Origin of the sequence: Pseudomonas sp. XK-1 (assembly GCF_038069885.1) — a bacterium.
In the GTDB taxonomy this organism is placed as follows: domain Bacteria; phylum Pseudomonadota; class Gammaproteobacteria; order Pseudomonadales; family Pseudomonadaceae; genus Aquipseudomonas.
This window is the reverse complement of record NZ_JBBPES010000002.1, coordinates 518,307-535,978: the sequence shown is the minus strand read 5'-3', so window position 1 is coordinate 535,978 and position 17,672 is coordinate 518,307. Positions and strand designations below refer to the sequence as shown.

Sequence of the window (17,672 nt, the reverse complement as noted above, 5' to 3'; positions counted from 1 at the left end):
CTCCTTATCAGGCCGAGGGCAGGGGGGCGGCAAAGGCTGCATTCAACGGCGCGGCATCGAAGCGGCGGATCAAATCGACCAGGATCTGGGTCGCTGGGCCCAGGGGTTTGTCTTTGTTCGAATAAAGATAGAAGAGCGGGTTGCGGCTGCCACCCTGATCCAATGGCAGGGGTTTGAGCAACCCGTCCTGGAGTTCCCGTTCGATCAGGTGGCGCGGCAGCCAGGCGAAGCCCAGTCCGTTGCCGACGAAGGTCGCCGCGGTGGCCAGGCTGCCGACCGTCCAGCGCTGTTCCGCGCCGAGCCAGCCGACATCCCGTGGCTGCAGGCGGCCGGAGTCGCGGATCACCACCTGCATATGGGTTTCCAGGTCCTGAAAGGTCAGTTCGCGTTGCAGGCGATGCAGGGCGTGGTCGGGGTGGGCGACGGCGATAAACTCGACCGAACTCATCTCGGTGCCGAGAAAGCCCGGAAGGCTCAGGGCGCTGATGGCCAGGTCGGCGGTGCCTTCCCTGAGCACCTCCTCGACCCCGGACAGCACCTCCTCGCGCAGGCGCACCCGGCAGCCGCGGCTTTGCGGCATAAAAGCGGTCAGTGCGCGCACCAGGCGGGCGTTGGGGTAGGCGGCATCGACCACCAGGCGCACCTCCGCCTCCCAGCCCTGTTCCATATGGTGGGCCAGGTCTTCCAGCTGGCTGGCCTGCTTGACCAGTTGCCGCGAACGGCGCAGCAGCACGTCGCCGGCCTCGGTGAGCACCGCCTTGCGTCCGTCGATACGCAGCAACGGCACGCCGAGCTGCTCCTGCATGCGCGCCACCGTATAGCTGACCGAGGATTGCGAGCGGTGCAGCACTTCGGCCGCCTGGGCGAAACCGCCCTGGTCCACCACCGCCTGCAGGGTGCGCCATTGGTCGAGGGTCACGCGTGGGGCTTTCATCGATTTATCCTGTCCTCTAAGGTGCAAATGCCGGCTCAATCAACCTAAACTGGCCGTCTTTCGCTGGAGACTGCCCGCATGAAAAAATTCTGTTGCGCCTTGCTCGCCTGTTTGCCGCTGAGCGTTTTTGCCTACCCGATCGAACTGGAAAAACAGTTCAACGGTGCCGAAGTCTCGGCTTCCACCCAGGAAATCGACCACAACATGGGAGCCCTGATGCTGCACAACTATGGCAGCAGCGCCGCCCAGTGCACGGCGCTGTTTCGCAATGGCCCGGAAGCCCCGCGCACCCGCAAGGTCAGCCTGGCGGCAGGGGAAAGCAGCAATGTCACGGTCAAGTTCACCCGCAGCATTATTCGCCTGCGCATCCAGCTGACCTGCGGCCTGCAATAACCTGCCGGGGTTTTCCCGAGCCTAATCCCGGGGGTGGTATAAATCAACTTTATCGATAGCTTGGCGCAGGTATTTGCGCTTTTTTATCGGCTTGTGCCTCTCTACTCTGTGCCCATCGACGTTCATCACCCCCTACGCGATGGAGCACCCAACATGTCAAAGCTTCTGGTAATCGAAAGCAGCGCCCGCCAACAGGGTTCGGTATCGCGCCAGCTCACCGCGCAATTTATTGCCAACTGGCAGGCCGCCAACCCGAGTGATCAGATCAAGGTGCGCGACCTGGCCATCGATCAGGTGCCCCACCTGGATGCCAACCTGCTGGGTGGCTGGATGACTCCGGCCGCGCAGCAGAGCACCGCCGAACAAGCGGCGCTGGCCCTGTCCAATAGCCTCACAGACGAGCTGCTGGCCGCCGATGTGCTGGTGCTGGCCGCGCCCATGTACAACTTCACCATTCCCAGCACCCTCAAAGCCTGGCTCGACCATGTGCTGCGCGCCGGGGTGACCTTCAAGTACACGGAAAACGGCCCGCAAGGCTTGCTCAGCGGCAAGCGCGCCTTTGTCCTGACCGCCCGCGGCGGTATCTATGCCGGCAGCGCCATGGACCATCAGGAACCTTATCTGCGTCAGGCGCTGGCCTTTATCGGCATTCACGATGTCAGCTTTATCCATGCCGAAGGCCTCAACCTGGGCGGCGAGTTTATGGAAAAGGGCCTGAGCGAAGCCAAGGGGCAAATCGCCCAGGTCATCTGATCTAAGCGCTTATCGACTCTCCTGGCATCCGCAGCTCCCGGATGCCGTTCCCCGACCCGTTGCGCGAGCAGCGGGTCGGTTTTTTTTATCTGCCGTTGCCACGGTGGGTGGCGATTGTTCGGGGCGTCGCGACAGGCTAAGGTCGCCGCCTTGCAGAGAGGTGGCTATGCGTTATCTGGTGATCGTGACCCTGTTGTGGGCCTTTTCCTTCAGCCTGATCGGCGAATACCTGGCCGGCCAGGTCGACAGCTATTTTGCCGTGCTGACGCGCATCGTCATCGCCGGTCTGGTGTTTTTGCCCTTGACCCGCTGGCGCGGCGTGGCCCCCGGGTTTATGCGCGGCATGCTGGTGATCGGGGCGCTGCAGTTCGGCGTGACCTATGTCTGCCTGTACCTGAGTTTCAGCGTGCTGACGGTGCCCGAGGTGCTGCTCTTCACCATTCTCACGCCGCTGCACGTGACCCTGATCGAGGACGCCTTCAACCGCCGCTTCAATCCCTGGGCTCTGCTCGCCGCCCTGGTGGCGGTGGCGGGTGCGGCGGTGATTCGCTATGACCAGATCAGCGCCGACTTCTATTACGGCTTCTTTCTGCTGCAGATCGCCAATGCCACCTTCGCCGCCGGCCAGGTGTTCTACAAGCACCTGCTGGCGCGGTATCCGGCGAGCATGCCGGAGTACCGGCGCTTCGGTTATTTCTACCTGGGAGCCCTGGCCGTGGCGCTGCCTGCCTTTCTCGTATTCGGCAACGCCGCCCGCTTGCCCGCCAACGCCACTCAGTGGAGCGTATTGCTCTGGCTCGGCCTGGTTGCCTCTGGTCTTGGTCTTTACTGGTGGAACAAGGGCGCGAGCCTGGTTGATGGCGGCACCCTGGCGGTGATGAATAACGCCCTGGTGCCGGCGGGGTTGCTGGTCAACCTGCTGTTGTGGAACCGCGAGGCCGACCTGCTGCGCCTGGGCGTGGGCGGGCTGGTGATTGCGGGTTCCCTGTTGCTGACGCGGGTGGCCATGGCGCGCCGGCCCGCGCTTGAGGTGAGGCGATGAATCTATCGGGGCGGGGCGTGGCACTTTCAGTCGGGGCCTCGGTGCTGTTCGCCATGATCCCCGGCTATGTGCAGCAGCTGGCTCCTCTGGATGGCCTGCAGGTATTCGCCCAGCGGGTGCTCTGGTCGATTCCCGCGGTGCTGCTGCTGGTCGCCCTGTCGCGCCAGTGGGCCGTGCTGGGCCGGGCCTTTGTGCGCTTGCGTCACGAACCCCTGCTGCTGGCTGCGCTGCCGCTGGCCGCCGGGATGATGGCCATCCAGTGGGCGCTGTTTGTCTGGGCACCGTTGGCCGGGCGGATGCTCGAGGTGTCGCTGGGCTACTTTCTTCTGCCGCTGGCCATGGTGCTGACCGGGCGGGTGTTCTATGGCGAGCGGCTGCGGCCCTTGCAGCGCCTGGCGGTGATCTGTGCATTGCTCGGTGTGGCCCACGAACTCTGGCTGACCCAGGCGTTTTCCTGGATCGTGCTGGTCACGGTGCTGGGTTATCCGCCCTATTTTATGCTGCGCCGCTGGATGCGCCTGGATGCACTGTCCGGCTTTGTTCTGGAAATGCTGATGATGGCACCGGTGGCGATCTGGATGATCGTCGCCTGGGGGCCGCCGCAGGTGTTTGTCCAGGCACCACAGCTGTGGTGGCTGTTGCCGGGGCTGGGCCTGCTCAGCGCCCTGGCGTTTGCCGCGATGATGGCTGCCAGTCGCCTGTTGCCGATGGGGCTGTTCGGCATTCTCAGTTATGTCGAGCCGGTATTGCTGTTTCTGGTGGCCCTGGTGTTTCTCGGCGAGCGCTTCAATGTTGCGCAGTGGCTGACCTACCTGCCGATCTGGCTAGCGGTGCTGCTGGTTGCCTGGGACAGTACGCGGGTGCTGCTCAAGCAGCGCCGCGCCTTTGCGGTTGAGTAAGGTAGATAGCTGCGTGCACCGCTAGAGCGGCCTCGGCGCGAAGCGACCGCCCGGCATTTGTGTGTCGCGCCAGCACTGCCTAGGAATTGTCCGAAATGATGAGGTGACCCCTACTGCGTCACCTCATGGCGCGGCCTCTCAGTCCAGTATGTTTCTCAGCACTTCGTAGACGATTCCGCTGGCTATGGCCACCAGCACCACGTCGGTGCCGACCTGCTTCCACTCGTAACCTTCGTAGCGCGGCAGCTGGCTGGCCACGCGGCTGTCGAAGTTCTTCGCGATACCTGGCGGGAGCGGCTTGCCGCGGGCCAGGTTCTTGGCAACTCCTGGCGGCAAGGCGCTGCTCGGACCAATCAGGCTGCGGTTCTCGCCCAGGACGATGCGCACCTGGCCGATATCGATCGACGGGCCCTGGATGCTGACGCCGACATCCTGTCCTCGTTGGTCGTGACTGCCGCCCGACTTGCCCGGATGATCGGCCTTGGGGGCGGCGAGGGCACTCTGGGTGGCCAGTGTGGCGGTGAGCGTGCAGGCGATCAGCAGGGCGTTGGGAAGACGGCGCATAGGGTGCTCCAAGGTGATTGTTCTGTGCGATTTGAACCCTTGAGCAGGGCTTCGTTCAAGGGCGGCCGTCGCTTTGTTTGCCAACAAGTGCAAAGAAACTCGGCCGCAAGGCCGGAAAGCGTTAGGCTATGCGGCTGATTTTTTTGTTTTTCGTCGAGGTTGCCCCGTGTTTGCCCAATTCGCCCTGCATGAACGCCTGCTTAAAGCCGTGGCCGCGCTGAACTTTGTCGAGCCTACCCCGGTGCAGGTGGCGGCTATTCCGCTGGCGCTGCAAGGCAAGGACCTGCGGGTAATCGCACAAACCGGCAGCGGCAAGACTGCCGCCTTCGTGCTGCCGATGCTTAACCGTCTGCTCGGCGATGGTGCATCCTCGCCGCGCATGAGCGTGCGCGCGATGATCATGCTGCCCACCCGCGAGCTGGCCCAGCAGACCCTCAAGGAAGTCGAGCGGTTCGCCCAGTTCACCTTCCTCAAGGCCGGCCTGATCACCGGCGGCGAAGACTTCAAGGTGCAGGCCGCCATGCTGCGCCGCGTCGACATCCTGATCGGCACCCCGGGGCGGCTGATCGAACACGCCAACGCCGGCAACCTGCTGCTCGATGAAGTGGAAGTGCTGGTGCTCGACGAAGCCGACCGCATGCTCGACATGGGCTTTGCCGAAGACGTGCAGCGCCTCGGCGAGCTGTGCAACGCCCAGCGTCAGACCCTGCTGTTCTCCGCCACCAGTGGCGGCGCAGCCCTGCGCGAGGTGGTCGCCAAGGTCCTGAAAGACCCCGAACACCTGCAGCTCAACCGGGTTAGCCAGCTTAACGAGGGCACTCGCCAGCAGATCATCACCGCCGACCACAACCACCATAAAGAGCGCCTGGTCGAGTGGCTGCTGAAGAACGAGACCTACGACAAGGCGATTATCTTCACCAATACCCGGGTTCAGGCTGACCGCCTGTATGGCAAGTTGGTCGCCCACGACTTCAAGACCTTTGTGTTGCACGGCGAGAAGGACCAGAAGGATCGCAAGCTGGCCATCGACCGCCTCAAGCAGGGCGCGGTGAAGATCCTGGTGGCCACCGACGTGGCCGCCCGCGGCCTGGATGTCGACGGCCTGGATCTGGTGATCAACTTCGATATGCCGCGCTCCGGCGACGAGTACGTACACCGTATCGGTCGTACCGGCCGCGCCGGTGCCGAGGGCCTGGCCATCTCGCTGATCTGCCACAACGACTGGGCGCTGATGTCGAGCATCGAGCGTTACCTCAAGCAGCGTTTCGAGCGGCGCAATATCAAGGATCTCAAGGGCATCTATCAGGGCCCGAAAAACCTCAAGGCCTCGGGCAAGGCCGCGGGGCCGAAAAAGAAGAAGGTCGACCCCAAGACCGGCAAGAAACTCGCCAGCAAAAAGCCCGTGGCCAAGCCGAGCAAGCGCAACACCATCAACCGGCCGAAACCCGATGCCCCGGTGCTGGTCAGCCAGGACGGCCTGGCCCCGCTGAAGCGCCGCGCACCCGCGGCCGAGTAAGGCGATGGTCGGGCGGCGTGGTTGCGGGCTGGCGCTGATGTTCTGCGCCGGCCTGGCCCAGGCGCAGGGCGCTATTCACAAATGCCTGCAGCCCGACGGGGTGATGCTTTACAGCGATCAGCCCTGCGCCGTGGCGCACAGCAATCTGGCCTTGAGTGTCAGCGGATACGCCAGTTATCCGCCGATGCTGCAGGGCGTCGCCGCCTTCTGGCACGAACGGGTTCAGCCGCTGCTGGTTGGCTTCGATCTCGATTTCGATCCCCTGGTGTTGCTGGCGCTGGTCTACGGACTGATGAGCCTGATCTGCTTTATCGCCTATTACCGCGACAAACAATTCGCCATTCAGGGCCTGCAGCGCACCCCCGAGGCGCGCCTGCATCTGTATGAATTGCTGGGCGGCTGGCCAGGCGGTTTGCTGGCTCAGCGGCTGATCCGTCACAAGAACCGCAAGCTGAGTCATCAGCTGATGTTCTGGTTGATCGTGCTGCTGCACCTGTCCCTGGCGGGGTTGGTGCTATGGCTGATGAAAACGCCTGCAGGCGGCTGAACGACGGCAGGTTATCCGCCGTCGTTCGCTTGACGCTTACTTCGGTACGATCAGGATCTTGCCATCGCGTTCGCCGCTGGCGGCTGCGGCGACGGCCTGCTTGATCTCGCTGACGTCATAGGTGGCGGCCACACGGGTGTGCAGCTTGCCGCTGGCGACCAGTTGTACCAGTTCGCCGAATACCTTCATCTGCTCGGCCTGGCTGGCGGTCTGGAACCATTTGGCCAGCCAGAAACCGCGCAGGCTGACGTCGCGGAACACGAAGGAGGACGGGGACACCTGGCACGGCTGACGGCTCATCATGCCGTAGTTGACCAGCACACCGCCTTCGCTGAGGCTCGCCGCCAGATGGTCGGTAGATTCGCCGCCCACCGCATCGATGCCCAGGCGCACGGCTGCACCACCTGTAGCGGCGCGCACGCGCTTGGCCAGGTCGGGCCCATCGACCAGCACCACATCGCCGCCCTCGGCTTCAACCCCGGCCACCGCCGACTCACGGCGCACCACGTTGATGGTCTTGAAGCCGCGCAGCTTGGCCAGCTGGATCAGGTAGCTGCCGACCCCCGAGTTGGCGGCGTTCTGGATCACCCAGTCGCCGGGCTGGAGGTCGACGAACTGGCTGAGCATCAGGGAGGCGGTCGGCGGATTTACGGTCAGCATTGCCAGTTGCTGCGGGTCGGCTTCCGGCAGGGGAATAAGTTTGTTGGCCGGTGCATTCAAATGGCTGACCCAGGTGCCGCAACCCACCGGCAGCAGCACCATCTGGCCGACCTTCAGGTTGCCGACCTCGGCACCCAGCGCCTCTACTCGGCCGACCCCCTCATTGCCGCCAATGGCTGGCAGCGGCGGCAACATGCCGTATTCGCCGGTGAGGGTGAGTACATCGGAGGGGTTGATCGGCGCGGCCAGCACCTTGACCCGCGCCTGGCCGGCGGCAGGCTCCGGTAGCTGCAGGGCAACTGCCTCGATTGCTTCCTGGGGAACGGGGCCGCGGGTTTGATACTCGGCTTTAAGCATGGCAATTCTCCGGTTGAGGCTGAACAACGTCGCAGAAGTCTAGACCGGAGTGGCCAAGGTGCGACGAATCCTGCGTCATCGATCCGGGTGATCGGCAGCTGTTAAGCAAACCGAGTGACGGTTAGCTTGGGCTGTCTTCCATCTCATCGCCGGCTTCGTCCAGTTCCTTGAGGCGCTGGTCGTAGCCTTCGCAAGCGTTTTCCAGCTTGTCGGCGGAGGTTTCCGGCGAGGTTTCCTTGAGCTCTGCGCGCAGCTGGGCGGCACGGGCTGGGTCTTTCTGCGTGATTTCTTCGACTTTCGCCGCAAGTTGCCCGGCCTTGGCGATCTCCTCCTCGGAGCTGCAGGAGGCATAGGCCGTGCTCTGGGCAAATAGGGAGAAGGCGGCGCAAAGGCCCAGAGCGGTTTTGCTGCGCAGAGTGGTTTTCATGGCAATGACCTCGGGGTGAACAGGCTGACGTGCTTGGTTGAGTACCTCTAGCCGGGGAAAGTTCAGGCTGTTTACCCGCTGCGCTGAAGCGACCGTTGGCTCTAGCGCACGCGGTCGCGGCTTGTACCGCCAGGTTGAGGAGCCGACCAACAGGGTGAAGGCTTACCGAGGCAGAACAGTTGCTGGCGCTCGTCGAACACCAGGCAAAGCGGCACCACCGTGCATGGTTCTATGCCGGGTCGAACCTAAGTGGCTATGGGCGGGTCGGACATTAAGAGGGCCGTATACAGCTTAAGGCCTTCGCGCTTGCCACTGGGATGGGCGCAACGCGGATGGGAGAGGAAGAGATGGCTTATAACTGGGATCTGATCGAGCGCTTGCTGCATGAAGTGCAAAACTCCGCCGATAAAAATTTCGCGCCCCGTGCATATGCCGCGGAGCTGGCGCAGGAGCTTGAACGCGCAGGTGAGCACACCAACAACCTGGATGCGCTGAAAGCAGAGGCGGCGGATTACGAGTCGCAGCTACTCGGCGCGGGCTTTATCGAGCCGCGGCCGGAAGACGAGGGCGGTAACGGCGAGAATTTTGTACTGACCCCGCGCGGCCTGCAACTGCTCAGCATGATCGATAGCAGCATTCCCGGGGGCGAGCACTCCCGTGAATTGCTTGACGAGCAGGGCACGGCGGCATTGGCACCTGAGGTGTTTGACGCGACGGCGGCCCGAGCCAATCTGGTTTAACGCCCCAGGGTAACTCTTGCTCACCGGCCCGGTCGTGGCCGGTTTGTCAGCGTACCGAGGGCTCAGCAATAGACATCGACTGACTGGGGGGAGTCTGGTTGTGGCCCGGACCACTTATTCGCAATAAGCGCTCTCAGTAATAGGGCAATGCAGAGCCATGCCATAGCCGGCTATGCTGGGTACTGGTTCAACTCGGGTGTCCCTATGAAGTGGTTGTGGGTCTGTTGTTTGCTTTCATGCAGCCTGACGGTGTCGGCGCAAGCCCTGCGCGTAGGCTTTGGCACGCACAAACCGCCCTATATCTTCGAGAATGAAGCCCGCGGCCTGGAGCACGATATCGTGATGACCGCCGCGCGGCGCGGCGGGCTGGAGCCGGTGGCGTACTACGCGCCGATGGAACGTTTGAATCTGATGCTGAGCAAGGACCAGATCGACGTTATTGCCACCACCAATGAGCGCAGTGGCGGCCCTATTTTTTATTCGGATGCCTATATCCGCTACCAGAATGTTGCCGTGGCCTTGCGCTCGCGCAACCTGGATATCCAGCGCATCAGTGATCTGGTTGGCTACTCGGTGAATGCCTTTCAGCGCGCGCGCTTTCTGCTGGGCAGTGAGTACCAGGCCATGGCTGAAAACAACCCGCGCTACCGTGAGGAGGCGTTCCAGATTGCCCGCAATCGCATGCTCTACAGCGGTCGGGTGGAGGTGGTAGTAACGGATATGCGGATCCTGCGCTACTTCAACCGTGAGGTGTACGCCCAGGTTGATGTGTCTCAGCCGCTGGCCCTGTTTCCGATTTTTGCGGCCACCGACTACAAGCTGGGTTGTCGTCAGCAGGCCCATTGCGAGCGCTTCAATCAGGGTTTGGCGATGATTCGGGAAAATGGCGAGTACAGCGCCATCGAGCGCCGCTACGCCATGCACTGACGGCCCGGCCGTAATCTAAGGAAATGTTCGCAAGGCTGCAGGCGTGGCGGCGGCGATGCATGATTGGAACCCGGATCGCACGAGGACATCGCCATGCCGCGCCTATCGTTGTTCGCCTGTTTGTCACTGCTTATCGCCTGGCCATTGCCGTTGCTCGCCCAGGCCGCGGAGTCTCCGGGCGAGCAGGGTGTGCTCAGCGTGACGGTAGTGCTCAAGGGTCTGCAGCACCCCTGGAGCATGGCCTTTCTGCCCGCCCAGCAGGGCCTGCTGATTACCGAACGGCCCGGGCGGCTGCGTCTGCTGGATGCCCAGGGCATGCTGTCCGCGCCGCTGAGCGGTGTGCCGTCGGTTTATGGTCAGGGCCAGGGCGGTTTGTTCGACGTGGTGCTGTCGCCTGATTTCGCCCAGGATCGCTGGGTGTACCTGGCCTATGCCGAGGCCGGCGAAGATGGCCAGGCCGGTACGGCCGTCGGGCGTGGTCGACTGGCCGCGGATAACAGCGGCCTGGAGGATTTCGCGGTGATCTTTCGCCAGCAGCCCAAGCTCTCCAGTGGCGCGCATTTCGGTGGGCGGCTGGTATTCGATGGCGATGGCTACCTGTTTATCACCCTGGGGGATAACAACCAGCGCCCGACCGCCCAGGACCTCGACAAGCTGCAGGGCAAGGTGGTGCGTCTGCATGCCGATGGTCGCGTGCCGGCGGATAACCCCTTTGTCGGCCAGGCCGGCGCGCGCCAGGAAATCTGGTCCTACGGCCATCGCAACCCCCAGGGCGCGGCGCTCAACCCCAGAACCGGGCAACTGTGGACCCATGAACACGGCCCCCGCGGCGGCGATGAGATCAATATCCCCCTGGCCGGCAAGAACTATGGCTGGCCCCTGGCGACCCATGGGGTGAACTACTCCCTGCTGGCGATTCCCGAGGCCAAGGGCAAGACGGTCGAAGGCACCGAGCCGCCCCATCATGTCTGGGCCAAGTCGCCGGCGATCAGCGGCATGGCCTTCTATGACGCCGAACGCTTTGCCCCGTGGCAGAACAGTCTGTTTATCGGCGCGTTGGCCGGCCAGGCTTTGCTGCGTCTGCAGCTCGACGGCGACCGGGTGGTGCAGGAGGAACGCCTGCTGCAAGAGCGCAACGCGCGGATCCGCGATGTGCGCCAAGGCCCGGACGGGTATCTCTACGTGCTGACGGACGCGGCCAATGGTCAGCTGCTGCGGCTGGGTTTGCAGGCACAGTAAGACCTGGCGCGGGGCCGTGAATCAGTGATGGGGGAATGCTAGGCGGGGTGATGCGGGAGGGGAACTAGCCAGCGCTTTGTCGCAGTTGAGCAAAGCGCTGCTTGGCCAGCTACAGCTATCAGCAGCTATTTCTTGCCGATGGTGATCTGCTTGGTAGTGCCGTAAACCTGGCCGCTGACACCCTTGGCGATTTGCTGAATTTCGCCACCGGCTTTGATAAAGGCGGCGATTTGCGCGTCGATCGAAGCGCTGGTTTCAACGGCCGGGGCCGCCTTGGGTTTGCTGTTGGATGCTTTTACGCGCATGACGGCCATTAACCTATTTAAAAATTAATTTGGCCGCACATTGTACCAGAGATACTTGACAATTGCTTGATAAATAAATGCCGAATGACAATAAACGTACTCGGGCATATATCCGCGAGCCTCGGATAATTCTCTGAATAATTAACCAAGCCGTTGTTTTATTAGCAGTAAAGGTGTCGGCACCTGGTGTTTAGATGCTCGTTCTGAGTCGCTCAGGGCGCGCGTTTGTGCCGGCAGCCGGCTGCCGATGGACTGCGCGTGGGCTGAGAATCCGGCGCGCAACTCGGGTAGAATGCCCGGCTGAAATCGAGGGTAGGGCATCATGGCTGTAATTGGACGAATGAATAGTTTGCAGGTCGTGAAGCACACCGACTTCGGCCTGTACCTGGACGGTGGCGCGGATGGCGAAATATTGCTGCCCAAACGCTATATCCCGAGCGATACGCCGAGCGAAGTGGAAGACTGGCTGAATGTTTTTATTTATCTGGACAGCGACGACAAACTGATCGCCACCACGGAAAAACCGAAAGTGCAGGTGGGTGAATTCGCCAGCCTGAAAGTGGTGGATATCAACCGGGTCGGTCTATTTCTCAACTGGGGCTTGCCGAAAGACCTGCTGTTGCCCCATTCCGAAGAAAAGCGCCCGCTGCAGGTGGGCGATTACTGCGTGGTGCATGTCTTCCTCGACAAGCGCAGCAAGCGCATCACCGCCACGGCCCGGCTGGATCGCTACCTGGACGTGCTGCCAGCCAACTACAAGGTGGGCCAGGAAGTCGATCTGCTGGTGGTCGAAGCCACCGATATGGGCTTCAAGGCGATCATCAATGGCAAGCATTGGGGCCTGATCCACAAGAACGAACTGTTCAAGTTCGTCCGCGGCGGCATGCAGGAAAAGGGCTTTATCAAGGAAGTGCGCAGCGACGGCAAGATCAGCCTGAGCCTGCAACCGGTAGGCCAGGAAGCCGCCAGCAGCCTGGCCGAGCAGATCCTGAGCAAGTTGCGCGAAGAGGGTGGCGTGCTCCACCTCAACGACAAGAGCTCGCCCGAGGCCATTACGGCGCTGTTCCGCGCCAGCAAGGGCAACTTCAAGAAGGCCATCGGCGGCCTGTACAAGCAGGGACGCATCCTGATTCACGAAGACCGCATCGAGCTGGTCGACAAGTAGCGCCAGTGCCGTCGACCCTGCCCAGGTCGACGGCTGCCTGCGGCCGGCGTCGCCAGCAAAACCTGCTTGAACGTGCGCCGACTCCATTGAATACTGCTCAAGCCACGCGCCGTTGTAGCTCAGTCGGTAGAGCACGTCATTCGTAATGATGGGGTCGGGGGTTCGATTCCTCTCAACGGCACCAACTTTCCCGTCGGTCGAGGCCGCCATGTCTGGATGCAGAGTTGCGCTAAGCCTGGGCACGCTGTTGCTGGCAACTTCGCTTCAGGCCGAGCCCGAAAACCCGCCGAGTATCCGGGTCATCCCCAAGAGCTATATAAGCCCCGGTGCCAGTGGCAGCATCGGCACCTCCCAGCAGTCTGAACGTTATGACCTGTATGGCGGGCAGCGCCTGCCGGGCGCTGGTTTGCGGCAGCAGCACAACTACCAGGGCAGCCAGTCGGTGGAGAGCCGCGGGGTTATCCGGCAAAGCATTGAATACCCGGGCGGCCTCAGGGTTGAACAACTCCCGGGGCAGAGCACTGAGTCCTACGAGCGCAGCCGTTAGGCCGCCACGGCGAACCCCCAGCGCAGTGCCAGAAATGCCAGCAGGCCCAGGGGGCCGAACATCAGGGTCAGCACATAGCAGGGCAGCAAGGCCCAGTGGCTGATGCCGGCGATGGCCCCTTCACTGCGGATATACAGGCCCACCATCAGATCGAACGCCAGGATATGCACCCAGGCGGCTAGCGCGGCGGTGGGTTGGCGCAGCAGGGAGAGCACTCCGGCGAGGCTGAAGAAACCGGGTCTGCCGCTGCCGGGTTCAGGGCGCTGGCGCATGGCGGAAAACAGTAGCCAGCTATAGATTATGGCCAGCAGGGTCACGCCAAGGCCCAGTACCAGTTCGTCGGTATAGGACCAGAACGGCAGGCAGACCAGCATCAGCCAAGCGCCGAGTGCGATCAGCGTAGTCAGTTTGAACAAGGGCTTCAGCGGGGCCATGGGCTGCTCTCGATATAACAGGGGCAGCCCAGGGTAGTCCTCGCAGGCGGGGCTTAAACAACAAATCAGTCGCTGAATAGGGTGCCATTAGCCGTCATTGCTGCTTGCCCCATAACTGTTCCAGGCGTTTGTCGCGGCCGCAGCCGTTGCGGTAGTAGGCGTAGCGCAGCGGATTACGCTGGTAGTAATCCTGGTGATAGTCCTCGGCCGGGTAGAAACGGGTGGCGGGCAGCACTTCGGTGACCACCGGGCCCGGCAGCTTGCCGGAGGCTTGCAGGGCGTCCCTGGAGGCTTCGGCCTGAGCCTTTTCCTCTGCATTGGCATAGAAGATGGCGCTGCGGTATTGCGTGCCGCGGTCGCAGAACTGGGCGTTGGGCGTGATCGGGTCGATGGTGGGCCAGAAGGCTTCGAGCAGTTTGGCATAGCTGGTCTTGCTGGGGTCGAAGCGCACCTGCACCGCCTCGATATGGCCGCTGGTACCCGCCGAGACCTGCTCGTAGCTGGGGTTGTCGAGATGTCCGCCGATATAGCCGGAGGTGGTTTCGAGCACCCCCGGCAGCTTGTCGAAGTCGGCCTCGGTGCACCAGAAGCAGCCGCCGGCAAAGATCGCCACGCCGCTGTCGCTCGCAGTGCCGGCATTGTCACTGGGCTTGGCGGGTTGCGGGGCCTGGGCCGCGCTGGGTTCGCAGGCCGCCAGCAGGCCGGCCATGAGCAGGGTGATGCTGCGCAGAAGGGGTTGATGCCAGGTGGATGTGCTGCTCATGTTCAGCTCCGCAGTTCGGGCAGGCTTTCGCCTTGGGGAATAAAGCGCAGGGCCACGCCGTTGTTGCACCAGCGTTCGCCACGGGGTTTGGGGCCGTCGTCGAACACATGGCCCTGATGCCCGCCGCAGCGCGCGCAGTGGTATTCGGTGCGGGGAAAGATCAGCTTGAAGTCGCGCTTCTGGCCAACATGGCCGGCTATCGGCTGAGTAAAGCTCGGCCAGCCGGTGCCGCTCTCATACTTGTCCTGGCTGTTGAACAGCGGCAGGTAGCAGGCCGCGCAGATATAGGTGCCCTCGCGCTTCTCCTGATTCAGCGGGCTGCTGCCCGGGCGTTCGGTGTCTTCCTCGAACAGCACCGCATAGGCTTGCTCCGAGAGCAGTTCGCGCCAGGCGCTGTGGGGTTTGTCCAGGGGCTGCACGGTGGCGGCCGCGGTAATGGCCTCGGCCAGACTGAGTGGGGCCTGGCCGAGTAGGGGCAGGGCGGGCAGCAGGGCCAGGCCCTTGAGTAAGGCGCGTCTTTTCATGGCTGTGTCTCGCGTGATGTCTGGCTCAATAGACAGAGCAGCCTAGGCGTTGTTACAGCCATAGAGGGATTTTGTCCGCTGCTACTTGTAAGCAAGTATTAGCGACTGCGTGGCTCAGCTGATCGGCAGCTCTTGCCGATTGTGCGGCACATCGTCGTCGTCGACGATAACGCGGTTGCGCCCGGCGTTCTTGGCGCGATAGAGGCGCTGGTCGGCGCGCTTGAGCATGCCTTCCCAGTGTTCGGCGTTGCGCAGGGTGGCTCCGCCGACCGACATGGTCACCTTACCGCCCGGGCTCATGAGGTGTTCCGCCAGCTGTTGCTGCAGGTGCTGCGCGGCGGCCTGCAGCCCGGCCCTCTCGGTATTGGGCAGAAGCAGGAGAAACTCCTCGCCGCCGAAGCGGAACAGCCGGTCTTCTTCGCGCGAGGAGCGCTTGATCAGTTCGACAAAGTCCACCAGCACCTGATCGCCGGCCTGATGGCCGAAGCTGTCGTTGATGCGCTTGAAGTGGTCCAGGTCCATCACCAGCACGCCGTAGCTGTTGCCATGACGCCGGCGTATGGAGGCGGCGATGCGCAGCTCCTCGTTCATCGCCCGGCGGTTGCGCGCTCCGGTCAGGGGGTCCTGGATGGCCAGTTGCTGCAGCTGGTCGCGCTGGCTGCGGGTGCGGTAGGCGAAGATATAGGTCAGGGTGCTGGCCATCATGCTGGTGACCAGAAAAGAGACCATCTGGTAGTTGCTCTCGAAGACGCGCCCAAGATGCAGTTGCCCGTAACCGACCATGGTCGCCAGTACCAGGGTGGTGGCGATCAGGGCCTTGCCCGGCGACACCATAAAGAAGTTGAAGAGGATCAGCGGGTAGATCCAGAACAGCCCGTTCACCCCCAGATTGATGGCGATCAGGGTGGCTCCGATCGAGAAGATGGCGGCCAGGTAGATGCCCGGCTTGACCGTGTCACCTGTTCGCCAGGCATAGAGCACGGCCAGTACGGTCGAGAGGACGATGGTGGTGTCGGCAGCGGCCACCAGATAATTCCCTGTGGCCAGGCGATAGACGGCATAGGGTGAAATACCGATCACGCCAAACAGCCCCATCAAGGTGATGATGGACAGCTGGAAGTCGTTACGCAGACGCCTGAGCAACCGCGGTATACGCATGTTTTTAGCCATTCTTGTCGTTTTTATGGGCCAAGCATGCAGAGCTTAGCTCGAATAAGGCAACTGTAAAAACAGCGTGGATGTGCCAGGTTCGCCGGCTATCTGCCACGTGGGTCTTTAATCGGCGGGTTTTCCGGGTTTGCACCACCATCACGGACCATCGCCAGCAGGCTTTTACTGCGGCTATAGCGGGCCAGACGTTCGGCCAACGGCGCAGGCAGGCGCGTGCATTCGGCAAAACCCAGGCGCTGGTAGAAACCCTGCAGCTGTGGCTGACAGAACAGCCAGACCGGCTCATCGCAGCCATCGAGCGCCTGTGCGATCAGTTGCCGCGCCAGGCCCTGGCGGCGTCGTGTCGGAGCCACCAGCAGGCTGGTCAGCCATTGGCCAGAAGCCACCGGACGCAGGCACAGCGCCGCGATGACCTCGCCCTGCTGGGCTACCCACAACTGATCGGCCTGGCTGGCCCGCATGGGGCTGCGATGGGCGCGGTAGAACTTGTCCGCGAGGGGCTTGAGCGGAGGGGGCAGGGCGCGAAAATGCAGGTCAGTCATGGCTGTTGATGGCCGCATGGGTGGCTGGCGGGTTTGCAGTTTAGCGCCCACGGCCGGTCAGGCCGGCAGACGCCGCCGCTCGGCGCTGATTTCCGGTAGATCCTGGCGGCGCATGTACACCCGCAAGGGTTCGCCGATATTCAGGCGGTCGTCAATATTCTGCTCGAACAGCAGCTGCAGGCGGCTCCGGTCGAGGTGCATCAGATTGCCTTCATAGGCCCGCCAGACAAATTCGCAGGCGGGGGTGATGCTCTGTTCCTGCACATCGAGGCCGAAGGAGTCTTCGGAAAAACGCACGATATGCCGGCCGGTCTTGCCGTTAAAGCCGACAAAACCCTGCAACTGGTCGGCGGCGGCGCAGATGCTGGCGGAGGTGATGCTCATGGAAACCTCGTCGATAACGGTTGATGGGGCGTACCCCGGGAAACAACCGTCATAGGCTAAGGCGTAGCCGGCAACGCACCTTGCTCAGGATCAATAAGCGGGCAGACATTCGCGCGGCGGTACCGCGGCAGAGTGCGGCCACCGCCAAGGGCGCGTGGGCTCAGTTCTGCCGTGGCGAGGAGAAGGCGCTGATTTTGCCGAAGGGCGCGCTGTGCATGTCGACCTTGACCGCCATCAGCGGCGAGTTGTTGACCCAGATATCGTCGATCACGATGGTTTCGCCCAGGTCGTCGTTGTCCGCGGCCACCAACAGGTAGTAGGTGCCGTCTTCCGGGGCTTCGCCCTCCCAGCTCAGGCTGATCTGGCCGACCACGGCCGAGGCCCGTGAAGGGTTGGCGGCGATCACCGTGCCATAGGCATCCAGCAGCAGGGCGCGCGGCTTGAGAGCCAGCTTGTTGAAGCTGATGCAGGGCTTCTGGCACAGCGAATTGACATTGAGGCTGTAGGGCTCGCCCTTTTTCAGCTCCAGGGAAAATACCCGGTAGTTGGAAATCGAACTGCCGAAGTCCAGGCGCGGCTCGTTGGCGCTGATCGGCCATTGCCGGGCCAGCAGGCCGGTGTCGAACGGCAGGGGAATGGCCTGGGTGTTGTGGATGGCTTCCAGGGTGGTCTTGGCCACCGGGCCGCTGCCGCTCTGGACCGCGTCCTGGTATACCGCCTGCTGATTGCTGGCGCAGGCTGTCAGCAGTACGCAGGCAGCCAGGGTGAGAAACTTGTGCACGGTAAAACTCCTGTGTGACAACGTCCTTGTGTACACGCCGGGCACTCTAGGCGCGGCGG

General features: G+C 62.6%; 22 protein-coding genes, 1 tRNA gene and 1 pseudogene. 12 read left to right on the top strand and 12 right to left on the bottom strand.

Features of this window, described 5'->3' with window-relative positions:
• Positions 1 to 7: 7 nt before the first annotated feature.
• Entirely contained in the window at positions 8 to 934 is a 927-nt protein-coding gene (locus WMW70_RS08130; protein WP_341436996.1) for a LysR family transcriptional regulator, read from the bottom strand.
• 78 nt (positions 935 to 1,012) lie between these two features.
• On the opposite strand from WMW70_RS08130, the gene WMW70_RS08125 reads away from it, so the two are divergent.
• The 4 genes from WMW70_RS08125 to rarD all read left to right on the top strand — a co-directional run bounded on the left by WMW70_RS08125 (position 1,013) and on the right by rarD (position 4,021).
• Positions 1,013 to 1,327, top strand: coding sequence for a 3-phosphoglycerate kinase (locus WMW70_RS08125; protein ID WP_341436995.1), 315 nt, complete (start codon positions 1,013 to 1,015; stop codon positions 1,325 to 1,327).
• A gap of 153 nt (positions 1,328 to 1,480) precedes the next feature.
• Positions 1,481 to 2,080, top strand: coding sequence for an FMN-dependent NADH-azoreductase (locus WMW70_RS08120; RefSeq protein WP_341436994.1), 600 nt, complete (start codon positions 1,481 to 1,483; stop codon positions 2,078 to 2,080).
• Between the two features lie 166 nt (positions 2,081 to 2,246).
• Positions 2,247 to 3,122, top strand: a complete 876-nt coding sequence (locus WMW70_RS08115; RefSeq protein WP_341436993.1) for a carboxylate/amino acid/amine transporter — start codon at positions 2,247 to 2,249, stop codon at positions 3,120 to 3,122.
• Complete coding sequence (gene rarD / locus WMW70_RS08110; protein WP_341436992.1) at positions 3,119 to 4,021, top strand: EamA family transporter RarD; 903 nt, start codon at positions 3,119 to 3,121, stop codon at positions 4,019 to 4,021. The genes WMW70_RS08115 and rarD overlap by 4 nt, the downstream gene beginning before the upstream one ends.
• 138 nt (positions 4,022 to 4,159) lie before the next feature.
• On the opposite strand, the gene WMW70_RS08105 is transcribed toward rarD, so the two are convergent.
• Positions 4,160 to 4,585, bottom strand: a complete 426-nt coding sequence (locus tag WMW70_RS08105; protein WP_341436991.1) for an anti-virulence regulator CigR family protein — start codon at positions 4,583 to 4,585, stop codon at positions 4,160 to 4,162.
• Between the two features lie 166 nt (positions 4,586 to 4,751).
• Between WMW70_RS08105 and WMW70_RS08100 the strand changes: the two genes are divergently transcribed.
• Positions 4,752 to 6,101 (top strand): DEAD/DEAH box helicase, encoded by a 1,350-nt coding sequence (locus WMW70_RS08100; protein WP_341436990.1) that lies wholly within the window; start codon positions 4,752 to 4,754, stop codon positions 6,099 to 6,101.
• 277 nt (positions 6,102 to 6,378) lie between these two features.
• A pseudogene (locus tag WMW70_RS08095) lies at positions 6,379 to 6,648 on the top strand (DUF1294 domain-containing protein); the annotation flags it as partial.
• Between the two features lie 36 nt (positions 6,649 to 6,684).
• Here WMW70_RS08095 and WMW70_RS08090 read toward each other — a convergent pair.
• The gene (locus WMW70_RS08090) at positions 6,685 to 7,665 is read right to left on the bottom strand and encodes a zinc-dependent alcohol dehydrogenase family protein (protein ID WP_341436989.1); all 981 of its coding nucleotides are present in this window, start codon (positions 7,663 to 7,665) and stop codon (positions 6,685 to 6,687) included.
• 121 nt (positions 7,666 to 7,786) lie between these two features.
• Complete coding sequence (locus tag WMW70_RS08085) at positions 7,787 to 8,092, bottom strand: hypothetical protein (protein ID WP_341436988.1); 306 nt, start codon at positions 8,090 to 8,092, stop codon at positions 7,787 to 7,789.
• 347 nt (positions 8,093 to 8,439) lie between these two features.
• On the opposite strand from WMW70_RS08085, the gene WMW70_RS08080 reads away from it, so the two are divergent.
• From WMW70_RS08080 to WMW70_RS08070, 3 genes are all read left to right on the top strand, one after another.
• Positions 8,440 to 8,832 carry a transcriptional regulator gene (locus tag WMW70_RS08080; RefSeq protein WP_341437051.1) on the top strand — a complete coding sequence of 131 codons (393 nt, stop codon included), beginning with the start codon at positions 8,440 to 8,442 and terminating at the stop codon, positions 8,830 to 8,832.
• 249 nt (positions 8,833 to 9,081) lie between these two features.
• Complete coding sequence (locus WMW70_RS08075; RefSeq protein ID WP_341436987.1) at positions 9,082 to 9,759, top strand: substrate-binding periplasmic protein; 678 nt, start codon at positions 9,082 to 9,084, stop codon at positions 9,757 to 9,759.
• A gap of 93 nt (positions 9,760 to 9,852) precedes the next feature.
• Positions 9,853 to 10,998 carry a PQQ-dependent sugar dehydrogenase gene (locus tag WMW70_RS08070; protein ID WP_341436986.1) on the top strand — a complete coding sequence of 382 codons (1,146 nt, stop codon included), beginning with the start codon at positions 9,853 to 9,855 and terminating at the stop codon, positions 10,996 to 10,998.
• A 125-nt stretch (positions 10,999 to 11,123) separates the two neighbouring features.
• On the opposite strand, the gene WMW70_RS08065 is transcribed toward WMW70_RS08070, so the two are convergent.
• A complete protein-coding gene (locus tag WMW70_RS08065; protein WP_325508144.1) occupies positions 11,124 to 11,312 on the bottom strand; it encodes a hypothetical protein in 189 nt (62 codons plus the stop codon).
• Positions 11,313 to 11,625: 313 nt separating this feature from the next.
• On the opposite strand from WMW70_RS08065, the gene WMW70_RS08060 reads away from it, so the two are divergent.
• The 3 genes from WMW70_RS08060 (at position 11,626) to WMW70_RS08050 (ending at position 13,015) form a co-directional block, all read left to right on the top strand.
• A complete protein-coding gene (locus WMW70_RS08060) occupies positions 11,626 to 12,468 on the top strand; it encodes a CvfB family protein (RefSeq protein ID WP_341436985.1) in 843 nt (280 codons plus the stop codon).
• A gap of 108 nt (positions 12,469 to 12,576) precedes the next feature.
• Positions 12,577 to 12,652: transfer RNA gene (locus tag WMW70_RS08055), tRNA-Thr, on the top strand.
• Between the two features lie 24 nt (positions 12,653 to 12,676).
• Positions 12,677 to 13,015, top strand: coding sequence for a hypothetical protein (locus WMW70_RS08050; protein ID WP_341436984.1), 339 nt, complete (start codon positions 12,677 to 12,679; stop codon positions 13,013 to 13,015).
• On the opposite strand, the gene WMW70_RS08045 is transcribed toward WMW70_RS08050, so the two are convergent.
• From WMW70_RS08045 to WMW70_RS08015, 7 genes are all read right to left on the bottom strand, one after another.
• Positions 13,012 to 13,449 (bottom strand): abscisic acid-deficient protein Aba4 family protein, encoded by a 438-nt coding sequence (locus WMW70_RS08045; protein WP_341436983.1) that lies wholly within the window; start codon positions 13,447 to 13,449, stop codon positions 13,012 to 13,014. The two genes, WMW70_RS08050 and WMW70_RS08045, sit on opposite strands and share 4 nt — an antisense overlap.
• Positions 13,450 to 13,543: 94 nt before the next feature.
• The gene (gene msrA, locus WMW70_RS08040; RefSeq protein WP_341436982.1) at positions 13,544 to 14,212 is read right to left on the bottom strand and encodes a peptide-methionine (S)-S-oxide reductase MsrA; all 669 of its coding nucleotides are present in this window, start codon (positions 14,210 to 14,212) and stop codon (positions 13,544 to 13,546) included.
• 2 nt (positions 14,213 to 14,214) lie between these two features.
• Complete coding sequence (gene msrB, locus WMW70_RS08035; RefSeq protein ID WP_341436981.1) at positions 14,215 to 14,736, bottom strand: peptide-methionine (R)-S-oxide reductase MsrB; 522 nt, start codon at positions 14,734 to 14,736, stop codon at positions 14,215 to 14,217.
• Between the two features lie 114 nt (positions 14,737 to 14,850).
• Positions 14,851 to 15,894 carry a GGDEF domain-containing protein gene (locus tag WMW70_RS08030; RefSeq protein WP_341436980.1) on the bottom strand — a complete coding sequence of 348 codons (1,044 nt, stop codon included), beginning with the start codon at positions 15,892 to 15,894 and terminating at the stop codon, positions 14,851 to 14,853.
• 98 nt (positions 15,895 to 15,992) lie between these two features.
• Positions 15,993 to 16,448, bottom strand: coding sequence for a GNAT family N-acetyltransferase (locus WMW70_RS08025; protein WP_341436979.1), 456 nt, complete (start codon positions 16,446 to 16,448; stop codon positions 15,993 to 15,995).
• Positions 16,449 to 16,505: 57 nt separating this feature from the next.
• Positions 16,506 to 16,832, bottom strand: coding sequence for a DUF2025 family protein (locus WMW70_RS08020; RefSeq protein WP_341436977.1), 327 nt, complete (start codon positions 16,830 to 16,832; stop codon positions 16,506 to 16,508).
• Between the two features lie 160 nt (positions 16,833 to 16,992).
• Positions 16,993 to 17,613, bottom strand: coding sequence for a hypothetical protein (locus tag WMW70_RS08015; RefSeq protein WP_341436976.1), 621 nt, complete (start codon positions 17,611 to 17,613; stop codon positions 16,993 to 16,995).
• Positions 17,614 to 17,672: the final 59 nt, after the last annotated feature.